This is a genomic window from Ignavibacteriota bacterium (genome assembly GCA_016708125.1).
Taxonomy (GTDB): domain Bacteria; phylum Bacteroidota; class Ignavibacteria; order Ignavibacteriales; family Melioribacteraceae.
Genome location: JADJGF010000001.1, coordinates 4282508 through 4300505 on the forward strand (window position 1 = coordinate 4282508; position 17998 = coordinate 4300505).

The 17998-nt window shown below is 28.3% G+C and carries 11 protein-coding genes; 3 read left to right on the top strand and 8 right to left on the bottom strand.

The window, feature by feature from the left end; all coding sequences use genetic code 11:
• Nucleotides 1-27 precede the first annotated feature (27 nt).
• Nucleotides 28-666, top strand: coding sequence for a thioredoxin family protein (locus IPH62_18340; protein ID MBK7107238.1), 639 nt, complete (start codon nucleotides 28-30; stop codon nucleotides 664-666).
• Between the two features lie 67 nt (nucleotides 667-733).
• On the opposite strand, the gene IPH62_18345 is transcribed toward IPH62_18340, so the two are convergent.
• On the bottom strand, nucleotides 734-1846 hold the full coding sequence (locus tag IPH62_18345) for a TonB family protein (GenBank protein ID MBK7107239.1): 1113 nt from the start codon (nucleotides 1844-1846) through the stop codon (nucleotides 734-736).
• 59 nt (nucleotides 1847-1905) lie between these two features.
• On the opposite strand from IPH62_18345, the gene IPH62_18350 reads away from it, so the two are divergent.
• Nucleotides 1906-3180 (top strand): hypothetical protein, encoded by a 1275-nt coding sequence (locus IPH62_18350; protein MBK7107240.1) that lies wholly within the window; start codon nucleotides 1906-1908, stop codon nucleotides 3178-3180.
• 264 nt (nucleotides 3181-3444) lie between these two features.
• Nucleotides 3445-3972, top strand: coding sequence for a hypothetical protein (locus tag IPH62_18355; GenBank protein ID MBK7107241.1), 528 nt, complete (start codon nucleotides 3445-3447; stop codon nucleotides 3970-3972).
• Nucleotides 3973-3997: 25 nt separating this feature from the next.
• On the opposite strand, the gene manA is transcribed toward IPH62_18355, so the two are convergent.
• From manA to IPH62_18390, 7 genes are all read right to left on the bottom strand, one after another.
• Nucleotides 3998-5197: a mannose-6-phosphate isomerase, class I gene (gene manA, locus IPH62_18360; GenBank protein MBK7107242.1), complete on the bottom strand. Its 1200-nt coding sequence runs from the start codon at nucleotides 5195-5197 to the stop codon at nucleotides 3998-4000.
• A 90-nt stretch (nucleotides 5198-5287) separates the two neighbouring features.
• Nucleotides 5288-6109: an endonuclease/exonuclease/phosphatase family protein gene (locus IPH62_18365; protein ID MBK7107243.1), complete on the bottom strand. Its 822-nt coding sequence runs from the start codon at nucleotides 6107-6109 to the stop codon at nucleotides 5288-5290.
• A gap of 59 nt (nucleotides 6110-6168) precedes the next feature.
• On the bottom strand, nucleotides 6169-10581 hold the full coding sequence (locus IPH62_18370; protein ID MBK7107244.1) for an Ig-like domain-containing protein: 4413 nt from the start codon (nucleotides 10579-10581) through the stop codon (nucleotides 6169-6171).
• A gap of 143 nt (nucleotides 10582-10724) precedes the next feature.
• Nucleotides 10725-11366: a response regulator transcription factor gene (locus IPH62_18375; protein ID MBK7107245.1), complete on the bottom strand. Its 642-nt coding sequence runs from the start codon at nucleotides 11364-11366 to the stop codon at nucleotides 10725-10727.
• Nucleotides 11367-11371: 5 nt separating this feature from the next.
• On the bottom strand, nucleotides 11372-14434 hold the full coding sequence (locus IPH62_18380) for a hypothetical protein (GenBank protein MBK7107246.1): 3063 nt from the start codon (nucleotides 14432-14434) through the stop codon (nucleotides 11372-11374).
• A gap of 33 nt (nucleotides 14435-14467) precedes the next feature.
• Nucleotides 14468-14962, bottom strand: coding sequence for a T9SS type A sorting domain-containing protein (locus IPH62_18385; GenBank protein ID MBK7107247.1), 495 nt, complete (start codon nucleotides 14960-14962; stop codon nucleotides 14468-14470).
• A gap of 269 nt (nucleotides 14963-15231) precedes the next feature.
• Nucleotides 15232-17997, bottom strand: coding sequence for a CotH kinase family protein (locus tag IPH62_18390; protein MBK7107248.1), 2766 nt, complete (start codon nucleotides 17995-17997; stop codon nucleotides 15232-15234).
• Between the last annotated feature and the right edge of the window lies 1 nt (nucleotide 17998).

Consider the following 17998-nt stretch of genomic DNA (forward strand, 5'->3'; position numbering starts at 1 on the left):
GATTTAATCAACTTTTATGGTTTAAATATGAATATTGCTGTTAAAAAATTTTTAGACGAATTCCCAGTTAACAAATTATATACTTACGAAGAATTCATGAAATTTTCTGAGGAAAAAGTTAAAAATTGTGAAATAAATAAACTAACGGAACACGAGAAAATTCTTTTTGATTACAGTAAAATTAATCTTCAAAGAAGTAATAGAATTAACAAAACTTTTAAACCAAATCAGCAATTAGTTGAAATTTTTCAAAGATTAAATTTTCATCAAACTTGGCTTGTGATTACTGAAGATTGGTGCGGAGATTCAGCTCAAAATCTTCCATATTTTATTAAGTATGCCGAACTAAATATAAAAATTGAAGTAGTTGTGATTTTACGAGATAGTAATTTGGCTGCAATTGATAATTATTTTAATTCGCCGACTTCACGCGGAATTCCAAAAATTATTGGTTTTGATGAAAATGGAAATGAATTATTTGTTTGGGGACCAAGACCAAAATTTGCGCAAGATTTGGTTAATCGATTAAAATCAGAAGGTTATTCCAAAGAAGAATTTAATAAAGAACTTCATTTATGGTACGCAAGAAATAAAGGTATAGAATTAGAAAAAGAACTTATCCATATTTTTGAAAATATTAACAGCAAAGTTCACAAAGAAAAATAATACACAAAGTACACCAAATTGATCTAATTTGGATTTCATTTTGAAAAATCTTTGTGTGCTTTGTGTTTTAGTTTTCCAAAATAAATGGAATAATTATTTTTACAGTTGATTCAACAACTTTTCCATTTTCAATTGCAGGCTCAAATTCCGATTTTATGATTAAGGATTTAGCCGCTTCATCACAACCGTAGCCAATTCCCTTTATTACTTCCGCACTTATAACAAATCCTAAATCATTTATTTTTGCTTCAACTTCAACTTCGCCGCTAATTTCATTACGTTTAGCTTGTGATGGATATTTTAAATTTTTAAGAAGTTCATTAATTCCGCCAACTGGTTTTGGACAAACATCGTTTTCACAAATTATAAATTGTTTTTTGGGTGGTTCAATTTTAAGTTCGTCTTTTATTTCATTTGTTGTAACAAACTTGGTTTGGTTATTTTCCGATAATTTAAAATTTATAGAAAATATAACTTCTGTTTCTATAACTTCGCCTTTTTTTTCACCCGGAATAAATTTCGTCTTTTTCACTGCATCAATTGCGGCTTCATCACAACCCAAGCCTAAACCTTTGTGAACTGCAATCTTTTTTGTCTCGCCTTTTGTTCCAACAATTACCGAAACTAAAACCTTACCTTCCAAATTAAATTTTTTAGCAAGTTCCGGATAAACAATATTTTTCTCAATTTCCTTAATTCCGCCAATCGGCATTGGACAAACATCAGCATCGCAAAGTAAATCTTCATTATTATAATTCTTTTTATTTAATCCAGCTTCATATGCTGAAAAAGGTGCAACATAATTTGAATCATAATCTAATTCTGAAACCGAAATTAATTTTCCAAAATCGTAAGTTCTAACTTCTTTTAATCCGCCATTTTCAAAATAAAATTTATTTACTCCATTTAATATTCCATCAGAATAATGAATTTCTTCTTTGAGTAAACCGTTTTCATAAAAACTTTTATTTGAGTTATTTAATTTTCCATCAGAATAATTTTTGATGTCTTTTATGTTGCCGTTTTCAAAATACCAAAAAGATTCACCTTCAAGTACTTCATTTACAAATGAAACTCTTGAACTTACTTTTCCTTTTCCATAATAAGTTTTTACAATTCCATCTTGAGCAAATAAATTAATCACAAAAATTATATATAGATAAAAAGATAGTTTTAACATTATAGTTTTTAAAAATAATTATATTAAATTGGATTTAAATTAATGTTGGATTTGAATTAATGAGAATTAAAACCCGTGTAAATTTAATTATTTTGATTTTATTATTCGGTATAAATCTGTGTTACCCGCAAAAAATTTTAAAAGTAGAAAATTTTAAAAGTGAGTTTGCAAAAAAAGTAAATAAGAAAAATTATTATGGAAATTTGGAACGTGAAATTGATAAAACTCTTTCAAATGTTAATGAAATAAATAGTAAAAATTGGATTTCAGCATTTTCTAATGCTCAATCAATATTTTATAAAAGTCAAATTGTTAAAACAGCATTGAACAAAGTTTTAAAATTTCCTATTGATAAAAATATAAAATTGCAAAAATCAGCTTTAGAAACTGCTTTTACACTTTATTTAAATGTTTTCTCAAATGAAATTCAAAAAATTGCAAATTATACAAATGATAATGTTTCATTCGCAATTAGCGTAAATTATTTATTGGCAAATGAAAAAACTAATATTGAAAAATATTTATCTTTATTAAAAAGTAAGTTCCCAAATTACCTCAGCATTCCGGTTCTAAATAATTTGAAATATGATTTAGAATTGAAATCGGGAAAAATATCTGAAAATATTCCTTCAATAAAGAATTTATTAGATCATCCATTTCAAAAAGGTAAAACAATTATTTATTCAATTCAAAGAAAGAATAGAAAATTTACCGGAATTACAATTATTAAAAAACCGGATGGCAGCTTTGTTAAAAATAAAGATGGTTCAGTTTTTAATATTCCGCAATTGGCACTTTCATATTCTAATTTACCGGAATATATTCCAAACGGAAATACACCGCAAGGAGTTTACTCAATTATTGGGACTTACATTTCTCCAAACAAAACAATTGGACCAACTCCGAATATTTTGGCAAGAAGTCCTTTTGAAGTTTCACCAAATATTTTTTTCCATTCATCAGATAAAAATATTAAATGGGATTATGAAGATTATAAAAATTTATTGCCAACGAGCTGGCAGAATTATGTTCCAATATTTAAATCTTTTTATGCCGGAAAAAGCGGAAGAAAATTAATAATAATTCACGGCTCAACAGATGAATTAAACTATTACAAAAATGATCCGTATTTCCCTTTAACTCCAACTCAAGGATGCTTAAGTTCAAAAGAAATTTGGGATGAACAAAACGGTAAATGTTTAGAAAGTGATCAAATAAAATTGATAAATGCATTTAATTCTACACATCAGAAAAAAGGGTTTTTAATTGTTTTTGAAATTGACAATAAAGAAAAACCGGTTTCAATTGAAGAAATATTGCCTTATATAAAATAGGTCCCTAAAAATAGAAGGATTATTAATAGGGACCTGGGTCAGGGGGTATTACAATACTTATATAGTCTAATTCTATCCATTTTTGAATTTCCTTCTATTTTTTTTCTAAATATTCCATTTTGCTTCATAATCATATTTTTTTATCTTATTAAATAATAAAATATTGATTTAATATAAGTTCAAATTTTTTTAATTTTTTGTAAAAAAAGTTCAAAAAAGAGGAAAATTGGATTATAGATAGTTTATAACAATTGAAAGGAAGAAATGAATATAACAGAAAAAGATATCTTTACGTTTGTTTTCTCCAAAGATAATTTAGCAAAAGTAAAATTTGATTTTATTTTTGAAAACTCTAAAATTTTTGAAGAGAAAATTAAATTTCTTAAAGAAATGCTGAATGAAATTTCAATAAAATTAAATCCGCAAGTTTGGAATAAAATAAAAGCTAAAATGAGTATTGTTATAGAACCGAATTTTATCAGACTCCAAAAAAAAAAATTTATCCCAACTAATTCATACAAAAATTTAGTTCTAGCCGCTGATAGTCAGCCAAATAAAGAAAAACTTATTACTGATACATATATTGATAAAGACTCCAATTTTATTGCTAAAGTATTTACGCATTCTGAGAGTAATAAAATTTATCTGTTTTCAAAAGGAAATGAAAATAGTAGAAAGTATGAAATAAAAATTAGTCCTTCCGGAAATAATTTTACAATTTTGGATATTTCAAATCCGCTTATTATTAAACCAAAACAGCAAATTGATGAGATTTTAATTAAGGTTATTTAATTTCGATTAAGAATAAATTTTAAAATTAGTTTGAAACTGTGGCAATATAAATTTCCGAATCTTTATTTATGATAGTTAATGTATAAGAATTTAAAATTGCCGGTTTCAAAAAAGTTTCACCTTTTGAAAATATTGATGTTTCTTTCCCCCAAGAAACTATAATTTTTCCTTTTGTCACTAAATGAATTTCAGGTAATTTATTTTTAAAAGTTACTTTTGAAAATGCAGAATTTAACCTCACATTTTTAATTTTAAATTCTTCGGCAGAGGTTTTATATTCCGTAATATTTTTATTTCGATGAATTTTTACATTCGTTTTACTTAAATCAGTCTGCAAAATTTGAGTCAGAGTTTTTATATCCTTAAACTTATTTGTCAATCCGGCGCGAACAACATTATCAGAATTTGCCATACACTCAATAATATTTCCACCAAGATACGCATGAGGAATTCCGGCGGGAGTAAAAATTGCTTCGCCGTTTTTCAGTTCAATGAAGTTAAATAACAAAAGAGAAATTAGACCAATATCAATTCCATAATTTTCATATTCCATTAAAAATTGATTTTCAATTTTACTTTTTTTCTTTTGTTGATTTATTGAATTAACTAATGATTTAATTACAAATTCTAATTTTTCAAAATTGCAATTCATTATTTGCGAATAAATTTCTTTGTCTAAATTTTTTGCGGAATTTTCATTACTTATTTTTTCCTTTAGATTTTCATCAATTAATTCATACAAAATTTTATACGATTCAAAACTTTTTTTCAATTGCTGAATATTTTTTAATCCAACTATCGCATTTAATTTATCTATTGCAATTGCAATTTCCGGTTTGTGATTTTCATCGGGATAATTTTTCGCATCATTTTTATGTAGAATTTTTGCAGTTCGTTTATTTGGATGGGCTTGAATTGATAACGCTTTTTCTATAGACAAAATTTTTAATAAAAACGGTAAACTTTTTTTATACTTTTTTGAAACTTCAGCTCCAAGAATTTCATTAGGAAATTTTTTAATAATTTCATCTAAAGGAAAAATTAAATTTTCAATTAAAATATCCGATGGATTTTTGGGATGAGCTCCAATCCACAATTCCGCGTAAGGTAAATTTAATTCTGCTTTTATTCCTAAATATTTTGGAATAAAAGCTTTTTCGTTTTTTGTTCCCCAATCATAATTTTGAATTTTGGGAATTAGTTTGTAAGGTTTTGCGTTAATCATAATTTATCGTTTTAATTAAATAATTATTCCAAAGAAATTTAATTAAATAATTAATTTCTGAGGAATAATTATTACAAAAATAAATTACAATTATTTTTCGATTTGAAAATCAATAATTACCGGCATGTGATCCGAAGGATAAATTTTATCAAACTTATCACCAATTACAGCATGATGCAGAACATTTATTTTATCAGAAACAAAAATAAAATCAATCTTTTCTCGGTCAGTTAAATCATCTTGAAATCCATTAAATGTAATATCGGTTCCGTATCTATATTTTGAAACTGTTTCAGAATCTTTCAGCAAACCGGAATCATTTATAAATTTATAACCTTCAAAACTTGAACTAAAATTAAAATCTCCCATAAGAATTGACGGCAATCCATTTGATAATTCAGAAATTTTTGCAATTATTAATTTTGCACTTTCGCTTCGGGCAACAATTCCCATATGATCAAAATGAGTATTGATTACAAACATTGATTCTTCTGAAATTTTATTTTTCACAATTGCCCAGCTCGCAATTCTGTTTAAACTTGCGTCCCAACCTTTGGATGGAATTTCCGGAGTTTCAGAAAGCCAAAATGTGCCGCTCTTAATAACTTCAAATTTATCGGAAATAAATAATGCACTGAATTCTCCGCCTTCTTTTCCGTCTTCCCTACCAACGCCAAGCATTGTATAATTTTCAAATTCAGATTTTAAATAATCTATTTGCTCCAAAACTGCTTCTTGAACTCCAAAGATTTCCGGATTGTGAAATCGTATCATTTCTGCAACTTTACTTTTTCTTACAACCCATTCTTCTCCGGGATTATTATTTGCGTATCTAATATTGTAAGTCATAATTCTATTTTGTGCAAGAACAGTTGAGGCAATTATTATTGCAAGGAGAAATATTTTTTTCATTTTGAATCCTTAAGAAAAGTAAGAAGTCTAAAAATTTTAGACTTCTTACTTAAAGTTGGTTATTTCAATAAAATCATTTTTTTTGTCTGAACAAAGTTACCAGATTTTATTTTATAAAAGTAGATTCCCGAAGATAAATTTGAACTGTGAAAATCAATTTCATGAAAGCCCGCATTCAATGTTGAATTTATTAGTTCATCAATTTTTTCGCCAATTACATTAAAAATTTCTAACGAAACTTCTGATCTCTGCGGAAGTGAAAATCTTATTTTTGTAGATGGATTAAACGGATTTGGATAATTTTGCTCTAAACTAAATTGAACCGGAATTTCTTTTTCGTTTTCAACAGAAGTTAAAAGGTCGCCGCTAAACAGAGATTTTATTTCTTCCGGCAATAATCCTCTATTATAGATTTGAACATTATCAATTAATCCGTTAAAATAATGTGAACCATCTTGACCAATTCTTGCAGCTTGTCCGGATTTTACAGCACCGGTAATTGGATGAGTATCTTTTAGTTCGCCGTTTAGATAAATAATTGCTTGAGATCCATCATAAACTCCAGCAATATGAATCCATTCATTTTTGGTTAAATCATTTTCCGAAATTCCCGGTCGCTCTGCCCCGTTTGTTGTAGAAACTTTAAATCTCAATTCTTTATTTCCTTTATCTTCGTAAATAACATAACAATCCTGAGGTGCGTCATAAATTGGTCCAATTCCCGTAGGCATTTCAGTCGGTAAATATTTTAGATTAATCCAAGCAGAAACTGTAACTCCTTCAACAGCAATATCTAAAGAAGTAGAATTTGGAATTTCTACATAGTCATCAATTCCATCAAAGGAAAAAGAATTTCCAATAATTCCATCTTTTCTCAAAGGTGAATTAGCTATGTTCCCATTGTTTGTTCCAACAATGTCCAAAGCGGTTGTATCACCAATTTCATCTAACTTCCAATAGCTAATCAATCCGCTAAAATAATTATTAAATGAAAATAACTTTTGCGTATTTGTTTCTATTACATTTCCGGCAAGAGAAACATCTTTAATATTATTTAAAGTTAAAGTGAAATTTGCATCAGTTGAAAATTTATCAATATTTAGAATTACATTTTTCTTATCAACAGTAAGCTCTGAACCAGTAACAGTAACTCCATTTATTGAATAATTACTTAATACAGTAGCGCTTTGTTCATCTAATACTTCATCAAAATTTAGATACAGTTTATTTGTTTCACCGGTTGTTTTTACACTTAATAATTCCGGAGCAGTAAGATCAGCTTGAGTTTCTGCCGAAACAATATTTGTAAAATACGGATAAGGATTGCCGGAATTATCCAATGCTCTTACTTTATAATAAAATGTTTTTAACTCTTGTCTCGTTTGATCTGAAAATTCGGTTGTATCTTTAACAATTGCTAAAATGTTATTAACCAATTCTGAAGTATCTCGATAAACTTCATAACCGGAAATTCCCAATAAAGGATCATGAACATCATTCCAACTAAGATTTACAATTGTTTCATCAATGCTGGCAATTTTTAATTCAGAAGTTTTAACTCCGGAATACAAAAATTTTATTTCTTGATCCGATAAACCTCTATTATAAATTTGAACATTATCAATTTGTCCGTTAAAATATGAAGTTCCATCTTGACCAATACGAGCAGCTTGTCCGGGTTTTACATTTCCGGTTAAATTATGCGAATCCATTAATTTACCATCTAAAAATATTCTCGCAGTTGTTCCATTGTAAACGCCGGTAATGTTTTGCCAAACTCCCGTTTTTAAAGAATCTGTCGGAATTCCGGGTCTTTCAGCGCCATTAAGAGTTGTTACTTTAAATCTTAATTCCTTATTTCCCTTATCTCCATAAATTACATAATTATCAGTTGGGGAATCATAAATTGGTCCATATGGATAAACCATATCCGGCGGAAGAACATTTAAAATTACCCAAGCAGAAACTGTAACGCCATTTGTATCAATATTTAAACTTGGTGAATTTGGAATTTCCACATAATCATCAGTCGCATCGAATTTCAAACTATTACCAGTAACTCCGGTTATCCATTCCGGATTATTTCTTATGAGCGCATTATTTGTATTTAGCCAATCATAAGCAATTGTATCAGCTCCTTCATCAAAACTCCAATAAGAAATTAATCCATCCGGAAAAGTTTTATGTGTGAAAACAATTTCAGTATTTTCCAAAATAGTATTTGGAATGTCTGCCAAATCTTTTATTCCATTGATAGTAACTTTATAAATTATATTTTCTTGCAGTTCTGATGTTGTAATTATTGCAGTTTTTCCATCCACTGAAAGCTTTACAGAATTTACCGAAACTCCGTTATCAAAAGTAAAATTATTTGTTGATTCAACAGAAAATTTATCAACTTCTTCATTGAAGTTTATGAAAACAGTATTGTTTGCGCCAATAGATGAAGCATTTACAACTTCCGGTGAAATTAAATCAATAAAAGAATTAACAAATTCCGAATGTAGAAAATTAATTTCTTCTTGTGTTAAAGCTTTTGCAAATACTTGAACATTATCGATTGAACCTTTGAAATAAGTATCTCCGTTTTTACCGATGTTTGTAATTTGTCCCGGTTTAACAGTTCCCGTTAAAGGATGTGTATCTGCTAATTCTCCATCCAAATAAATCATAGCGTTAGTTCCATCATAAACACCAACAACATGTATCCACTTATCAGTAACTAATTTTACAGCCGGAATTCCCGGTCTTTCTGCACTATTACTTGTTGTTACTTTGAATCTCAATTCATTATTTGCTTTATCTTCATAGATTACATAATTATCAGTTTCCGAATCATAAATTGGTCCAAATGCTCCGGGTAAATCAGCTGGAAGATAACCTAATTTAGTCCACACTGAAATTGTAACCGCATCGCTATTTATATCCATGGAAGTAGAGGCCGGAATATTTGCATAACCATCAATTCCGTTAAAATCAATTCCATTGCCTACAAATCCGGATGACCAAGTTAAACCTCCATTAATATTTCCGTTATTTAAATTTCCGGAATAATCATATATTGTAGAACCGGTTCCTTCATCAAAATCCCATGCGCCGGCTAAATCAGAAAAATAACTTTTATGAAGAAAATTAAATTTTAAAGTATCTGAAATAATATTTTGGTTTAATGCGAGATCTTTGATATTTATTACTGAAAGTTGGTACTCGGTATCGTCAGTCAAATCCGAAGTTACTAAAATTACTGAAGTTGAATCAACAGACAACACTGCATTTTGAACAACAATATCATTATTTATTAAATAATTTTGAACATCTTCCGCAGAATTTTGCTCAACTCTTTCGTTAAAATTTATTATAACTTTATTAGGAACTCCATACGAAGAAATTGTTTTAACTTTTGGCGCTTTATTATCAGAGCCGGTAACAACCATAATTTCATTACTGTAATTACTGCTTAACAATCCGGCATAATTAACTGCTTTAATTCGATAATAAAAAGTTGCACCTTCTTTTAATGTTTCATCAATGTATGATAATTCACCTTTAATTGTTTTTATAAGCTGAGCAGCATCCGGATTATCACTTCTATAAATTTCATAATGCGAAATTCCACTTTCTAAGTCAGCAGCTTCCGACCAAATTAATTTAACTTTTGTACCTAAAATTTCTGCATCATTTAAAATTACATTTGAAGGCATGGTTGTATCCATTGCTGCAATTGCGATAATTGGATTATCTGTTGTTACGGCATCGTAACCTTCTTCAATTAAAGTTTTTATTGTTGCAGCAGAGTTAACCGTCCATCTGTTTACTTTTACATTTTTGCTATGCGCAAGATTTAATAAATCTGTTGTTAAATTACTTCCGGAACCAGCCCACTCAGCTCCAATAGATGCTAAATTATTTATCATTGTTTCAGTAAACGGACTTGCAAATAACTGCGCCTCAATTTCCGGTTCTAAAGTTTTTGATCTTGAAACTTGACTAAATGTAAAACTGCTGATAATTACTCTGTCATTCATATTTTTACTTTTTACCAAATTCAAAACTCTATCAACAATATCGCTTTCGGTTGATTTTATTTCAATCACAACGCCAATTTCGAAAGGTGCGTTAATTGCAATATCCAAAGCTTCTGAAAGCAGAGGAATTTTTTCACCGGCAAATTCTGCGCTAAACCAAGAGCCCGCATCAAAAGCACGCAATTGTTGAAACGTTAAAGCCGAAATATTTCCGGTTCCATCTGAAGTTCTATCAATTGATGCATCATGCATAAGAACTAATGAATCATCAACCGACATTCTCACATCCAATTCAAAGTAATGTGCACCAACTTCAACAGCCTTTTCAAAAGCTGCTAATGTATTTTCCGGTGCAAGTAAAGCTCCGCCGCGGTGACTAATTACTTTAAAATTTTGCGGGAATAATTGACTTGCAAAAACTAAAATAAATAAAAATATTTTTTTCATTCTGCCTCCACTATTAATTGTAAAACCAATTTGTTAATCTTTAATTCATCACTATATGATTTCATAATAATAATAAATTATATCTTAATGAAGGAATTATCAATAGCACAAACGTGGTATATGGAAAGAAAAGAATTATGAATTTATATTATATTTTCTTTGAAAACTTTTGTAACAACACCGCTTTTTGAATGCACATGTAATTTATTATAAATATTCTTGATGTGTGTATTTACCGTATGGAAACTAAGAAATAGTTTTTCTGATATTTGCTGTTTTGTAAATCCATCGACTAAAAATTGTAAAATTTCAATTTCGCGTTCGGTTAAACCATAATCATTTTTTTTTGGTTTAAATTGCGTAAACATTTTCAAAACTTTATTGGCAATTGACATGTTCATTGGAGCACCGCCTAAAAGTACTTCCTTTATTGATGCAATTATTTTTTCCGGCGATGAATCTTTTAATAAATATCCTGATGCGCCGGCACACAAAGCATCAAAAAGTTTTTCATTATCATCATATACCGTTAAAATAATAATGTAAATTTCATCTGAAATATTTTTGATTTTTTCAATGCATTTTATGCCGTTAATTCCCGGCAAGCCAATATCCAAAAGTATAACATCGGGCAATTCATTTTGATAATTTTCTTTAACTGAATCTTCGCACATTGTAAAAATATGAGAACATTTCATTCCATCTGATTTATTAATTAAATTTGAAATTGTTTTGCTATAAGCTTCATTATCTTCTATCAGCCATACTCTGATTATGTTTTTCATAAAGTTTATTTTATTTTTGATAAAATAATTTTTGTTCCAAAATTAAATTTACTATCAATATTTATAACTGCATTTATTTGCTTTGCTCTGTTTTGAATATTTATAATTCCGCTTTTTCTTTTCAGATCATTTATATCAAACCCAACTCCATTATCTATCACTTCCAAACTAAATGAATTTGAATTACTGTTTATTTTAATTGTGCAATTTTTTGCTTGGGAATGTTTTACAATATTATTTAAAATTTCTTTGTAGATTAAAAATATATTTCTTTTTGCTTCCAAATTAAGCCAAGTTAAATTTGATTCTTTTGAGTTTTCAAAAATCCATTCTAATCCTAATAATAAGTTTGATGCTGTTTCACGCATTTTAAATATTAAGTCTTTATTCATTTCTTCTTTTGGATTTATAAACCAAATAATATCTCTAATGGCATTCATTGTTTCAACAGATGTTTTTCTAATTACGGAAAGTTGTTCTTTTACATTTGAGGGAACATCTTCCTGACTCATTAAAACTTGGCTTTCAACACTTATACTGCTAAGGCTGCTTCCAATTTCATCATGTAAATCTCTTGAAATATTTAATCGAATTCTTTCAATTTCAATCAATTGATTTACTCTAAATCTATAAATTAAAAATGCAATAATGCTTGCAATAATTAAAAGAATAATTTTGAACCACCAAGTCATCCACCATGCCGGATTTATATTAATTCTTAGTTGAGATGGTTCACTCCAATATCCATCGGCATTAGAAGCTTTAACATAAAATATATATTCTCCGGGATCAATATCTGTGTATGAAGCAATATTGTTATTATTCGTTTTAATCCAATCCTGATCAATGCCTTCAAGCTTATATAAATATTGATGTCTATTTATTGAAGTAAAATCTAATACAGAAAATTCTATTGTGAAAAAGTTTTGAAAGTGATCCAGTTCAATATTTTTTTCTTTATTCAAAATATGCGAATTATGAATTTCAATATCATTTACTTTAAATGAAATAAAATTTACTGGAAGAGTTAAACTATCTTCAATTATTGATGCGGGATCAAAATAAATAAATCCACTAATTCCCCCAAAATACATTCTGCCATTTTTATTTTTAAAATATGCACGCCAATTAAATTGATTATTTATCAATCCATCCGATTTATCAAATATTCTAAATTTTTCAGTTAATGGATTAAATTTTATCAAACCCTTCATTGTACTTATCCAAAGTAATCCTTTTTCATCAACAAGAATCCCGAACACAACATCATTCGGTAGCCCATTTTGAGTTGAGTAATGTTTAAATTTATTTTTGCTTACGTCTAACTTATTTAATCCGCCGCTATGCGTTCCAATCCACATGGTGCCTTCTGAATCTTCAACAATTGAAGTTATCTTACTTGAACTGATCGAATTTCTATTTTCATTTTGAGGTTTGTAATGAACTGTTTGCTTATTTGTAAAATTATATTTGTATAAACCATCCAACCAAGTTCCAATCCAAATATTATTTTTAGAATCTTGAGACAAAGCATTTACTGAAATTTTATTTGGAATTTTACTGGAATAAATTTGGGAAAATCTTCTGAACTTTTTATCATTTCGATTAAATATTTCTAATGATTCATTTGTTCCGATTAGTATTTCATTTTTGTTTAATTCCATAATTTGCTGAACCCAATTTGACCTAATGCTTGAGCTATCATTTGGGTTATGAAGATATTTTTCAAATTTATTTTTAATTGGATTATAAATATTCAATCCGCCATGACTTGTTCCAATCCACAAATTACCTTCGCTGTCTTCATACAAACAAACTACATCACTTGCACTCAAACTATTATCATTACCAATTTGTTTAATAAAATATTGGGTTTCGCCGGTTAATAAATTTATTTTATTAAATCCATCTCCACCGTAGCCAACCCAAAGTATATTATCTTTTCCCTCAAAAATACTGCTTACAACTCTTCCGCCTATTTTAGAATTTTTTCTTGGAAAATATTTATACTGGAAAAAATCTTTTGCAGCAGAAAGTTTGTTTAAACCATCTTCCGTTCCAACCCAAATATTTTTGAGCTTATCTTCGTACATCCATCTGATTCTATTGCTTGAAATTGTATTGGGATCATCATCAGAATATTGCAGCAATAATGAATATGAATTTAAATTCCGGTTCTTATCAAACAAATAAATTCCATGATAATTATAAGTGCCAATCCATAATCTATTTTTCGAATCCAATAAACTCAATCTATAAAATTCATTTTCATAAAAATTATTTGAAGTTTTTTTTTCGAAATTATATTTAATAAATCCTGCATCAGAACTTAAAATAAAATCATTGTTAACAATTGGAAGAATATGCCAAATAAGATTTCCAAAAGCGGGATTATCCAATTTTTGATTAAATAAAATTTGCTCATAGTTATTATTTTTTTGGTTCAGTTTAAATAATCCATTTTCCCAAGTGCCTATAAGTAAAGTGCTATCGAGTTGATTTATAAAAGTTATGTTGTTTGCTGGAAAATAATTTTCTTTTTTCTGATGAGTTGAGTAATTTATAATTGTAGAATTTTCCGGATTAAATTTATTAAGTCCGCCATCTAAAGTTCCTAACCATAAATTCCCAATATCATCTTCAAAAATGCATTGAATATAATCATCATATGGTTCAGCAAAATTAAATTTCTTAAAACTTTCATTTTCATAATTGAATTTGCAAATTCCTCCGCCCCAAGTTCCAATCCAAAAATTTTTCTTTGAATCTTCAAACAAATACATTACATAATTTTGAGGCAAAGTAGAAGAATCAGCTATATTTTGCTTAAATATTTTAAATGTTTTTCCGTCAAATCTATTTAACCCATCTTTAGTTGCAATCCAAATAAAACCGTCATTAGTCTGCAATATACAGTTAATGCTATTATTAGAAATTCCTTGATCTATTGAAATCCTATCGAATGAAAGAGATGTGAATTGTGAATATAAATTTTCTTGTAAATTAATTATTAAAATCCAAAATACCAGAATTCTAAATGTTCGAATGATTGGCTTTGCTTTTTTCAATTTAACAATTCTAAATTGTAAAAAATAAAATTTTTATTTTAATAAAATCATTTTCATTGTTTGAACAAAGTTACCGGATTTTATTTTATAAAAGTAAATTCCCGAAGATAAATTTGAACTATGAAAATCAACTTCATGAAATCCCGTATTCAAAGTTGAATTTATTAGTTCATCAATTTTTTCTCCGATTACATTAAAAATTTCTAACGAAACTACTGATCTCTGCGGAAGTGAAAATCTTATTTTTGTAGATGGATTAAACGGATTTGGATAATTTTGATAAAGTCTAAATTCATTTGGTAATTCTATATTTTCTTCAATTGATGTAACAATAAAATTACTATTTTGTTTTCCGGGTGTTCCATTTCCATTTGAACTGCTCCAATTCCCAAAATAGCCATTATCTAAATTCGGATTTTTTAATTCAAGTGTGCTTCCGGAACCATCCGGATTTATAACCCAAGGGCTTTCATCATCGTACCGAACACTATCAATAAGCAGCATCTCATTATTAAATAATCGAATCAACTCGCCGCCGTTACTCAAGTTAAAATCAATATTTCCAATTAAATTTTTTAAGTAATTATGGAAATTGAGTAAATTATTTGTGTCCGCGGAAATTACTAAATATTCTTCCGGTTGAATTATTTTATTTTGCGGAATGATAAATTGATTTGTATCATTTTCATCACTAAAAATCCATCCGCTAATATCAATTGCTTCATTTGAATTATTAAAAATTTCAATCCAATCTTCCGTATCAAAATCTGTATTTGAATTATAATTTATTTCATTAATTATAATTTCTTTAAAGTTAGATTTTTTTGAAAATTTGCTTTAAGATCTACCAAAGAATTTACTTCTATTTCCAAACTATCTTCTGTGGAATTTGATGATCCGTTCCATCCAATAAATTCATAGCCCGGATTAGGATTTGCTTTAATAAATATTTTAGAACCTTTAAAATAACTTCCGTACCAAGTATTTTGATTAATAGAAATTGAATTTAGATAAACCTTTCCGCCGTTCAAATCTGCATTACTAATAACTACAATTTGCAATCCATCGAAACCAAAATAATTTTCAAAAAATTGCCTAAGATATGAAATTCTTAAATCAGCAAAATTTTTAAGCACCGTAATATTATATTCCCAATTTGATAAATCAAATGTATTCCATCTTTCTATATGATCCGGGATTTCCGGAGCAATTTTACTCGATAAAGAATTTAAAATATTATTAACATTTTCAGCAGTAAAAGTTGTATTGCTTAAATCGGAAAATCTATTAATAAACTGAGTTTTAAATAAATCATTTTCTAAAAGTTTTCTCAAAATCAAAGTTCCCCAAGGCGGATTAGGCCACTCCGGTCCAAATGCATCTGTAGCATATTCTAACGTATTATGGTGATAATCGTATTCATTTAAAAATCCAAAACCAAAATCCGTATCAAAAAGAAGCCATCTCCATTTGGGCTTTTCAGTTCTTGATCGCCAAAATTTATTATTGTTTCCGGGCCAATCCGTATTGGCAATATAAATTTGAAATAAATTGTAATCGATAAAACTTGGAATATCAATTTGGTTTTTAATAATTTCATAATTAGCATTGTCATCAAGACTATTTTCATAGAGAAATTCCGTCATTGCAATATAACTTTCGTTATTTCCGTCAATTACAAATCCTTCTAATTCCAATAAATCAATTGAATTTTTATCAACATTGTAGTGCGATGACAAATAACTTAAATTTACTTTTTCTCTAATATTATGAATTCCCCAATATTCACCGTTCAAATACATCACTGCCGGAGTGTATGATAAAATATCAATATCCAAATCACCGGCAATTGTTTGCATGAATCCATCTCTTAACAAAGTTGAATTCCAATCATTACCGGAATTTCTTAAAACAATTGATTCAAAATTATCAATTGAACTATTTGGAAAAAATTTATAATTAAAACTCTCACTGCCTTTTGCAAAAACTGCTAAAGATTTTTGCGGATTTGCTCTGCTCCATGCGCCATATATTTTAATATCAGAATTCCACTGCATTGAAATATTTTTTTCAGGTTCAAAATATTCAAATGAAACTGGTCTTGACCAATCTTCCCAAAAATTTGCACCAAAATTTGGAATCGCATTTTCTGCATTTGGCCCTAAGACATAAATACCGTAATTATAATCCCAAAGATTATAAGGATCAGTCGATAATGATACAACCGGCAAATATTCGTTCACGCCAATAAAATAAGTCTGCGCAACCGTTTTACTTGGAAGATAACCGTTCTGATATGATTTTACTTTTACAACTTTTGTACTTGTGATAATTAAATTCTTTGGAAATAGATTTGAAGTTGTGTCCGGTTCTGAGCCATCTAAGGAATAAAATGTCTTTGTAAGAGAATTTGGATTTTCTAAATTAATTGAAATTCCATTCTGATAAAACCCAGCTGGGAAAGTTAAAGTTGGCGTTTCTAATTGTCCTAAAAAACCATTGTAAATATTTTCTGTTCCCGGAGTTGACTGATTAAAAAAGTAAAATTCATCTCCGCCATTTTTTCTTCCAAGAGAAATATCTGAATCAGTTTGTGATAATTTTAAGGAATCAATAATCTGACCAAAATTATTACTTAAGTAAAGCGTTTCCTCTCCATTTGCCAAACTGAAATTTGTATGTAAAGTTGGAATTGAATGTGTAATTTCTTCTGCAATATCGTTCTCATCTTCGCTGATTTTTAATCCAATTGTTAAAAAAGGTATTGCTGTAAGATCACTCGATGAGCTTCCAAAATTATTTACTTGAATAGATAAAACATTTATTCCATCCATCAATATTGACTCAAAATCTTGCACAAAAAAAGATTCCAATTTCTGGTTCTGAAATAATTTTGCTTCAATCGTATTATCAGCAAATCTATCAAATGAAATATATTCTCCATTTGTTCCTAAATTTGATCGAGCAATTTCTTCACCATTTAAATACGCAACAAAACCGTCATCATAATCAATATTCAATAAAATTTCCGAAACATTATTTTTATCAGTTATAATAAAAGTTTTTCTAAGATAAACTGAATTAACTTCTTCAATTATTGTTTGATCGTCATCATCACCATATCCAATACCGGTTTTACCCAAGCTCCAACCAAAATCATTAAATGAAATTTCTTTCCATCCGCTTGGAGGTTCTTTTGTACCAAGAAAATATTTCCAATAATCACTTTTGTTTATTATTGTTTTCCAAGATGAAGATTGAGTTTTTATATCTTTACCCGAAGAACTTATTAATAAATATTCACTGATATTTATTTTAATTGCCGGGAAAATCCATTTCTGCAAATTAGTTTTAGAATCAGAAAGTGAATATCCTTCAAGATCAATAATTTCATCATCGTTATTAAATAATTCAATCCAGTCGGGAGTTTCACCAAATTCATCAAAATAAGAATTAGAGTTTGAAGACATTACCTCATTTAACAAAAGATTTTGTGAATAAGAATTTATTTGAAGTGAAATAAATAAAATTAAATACTTAAAATATGTGAAGTTATTTTTCAAA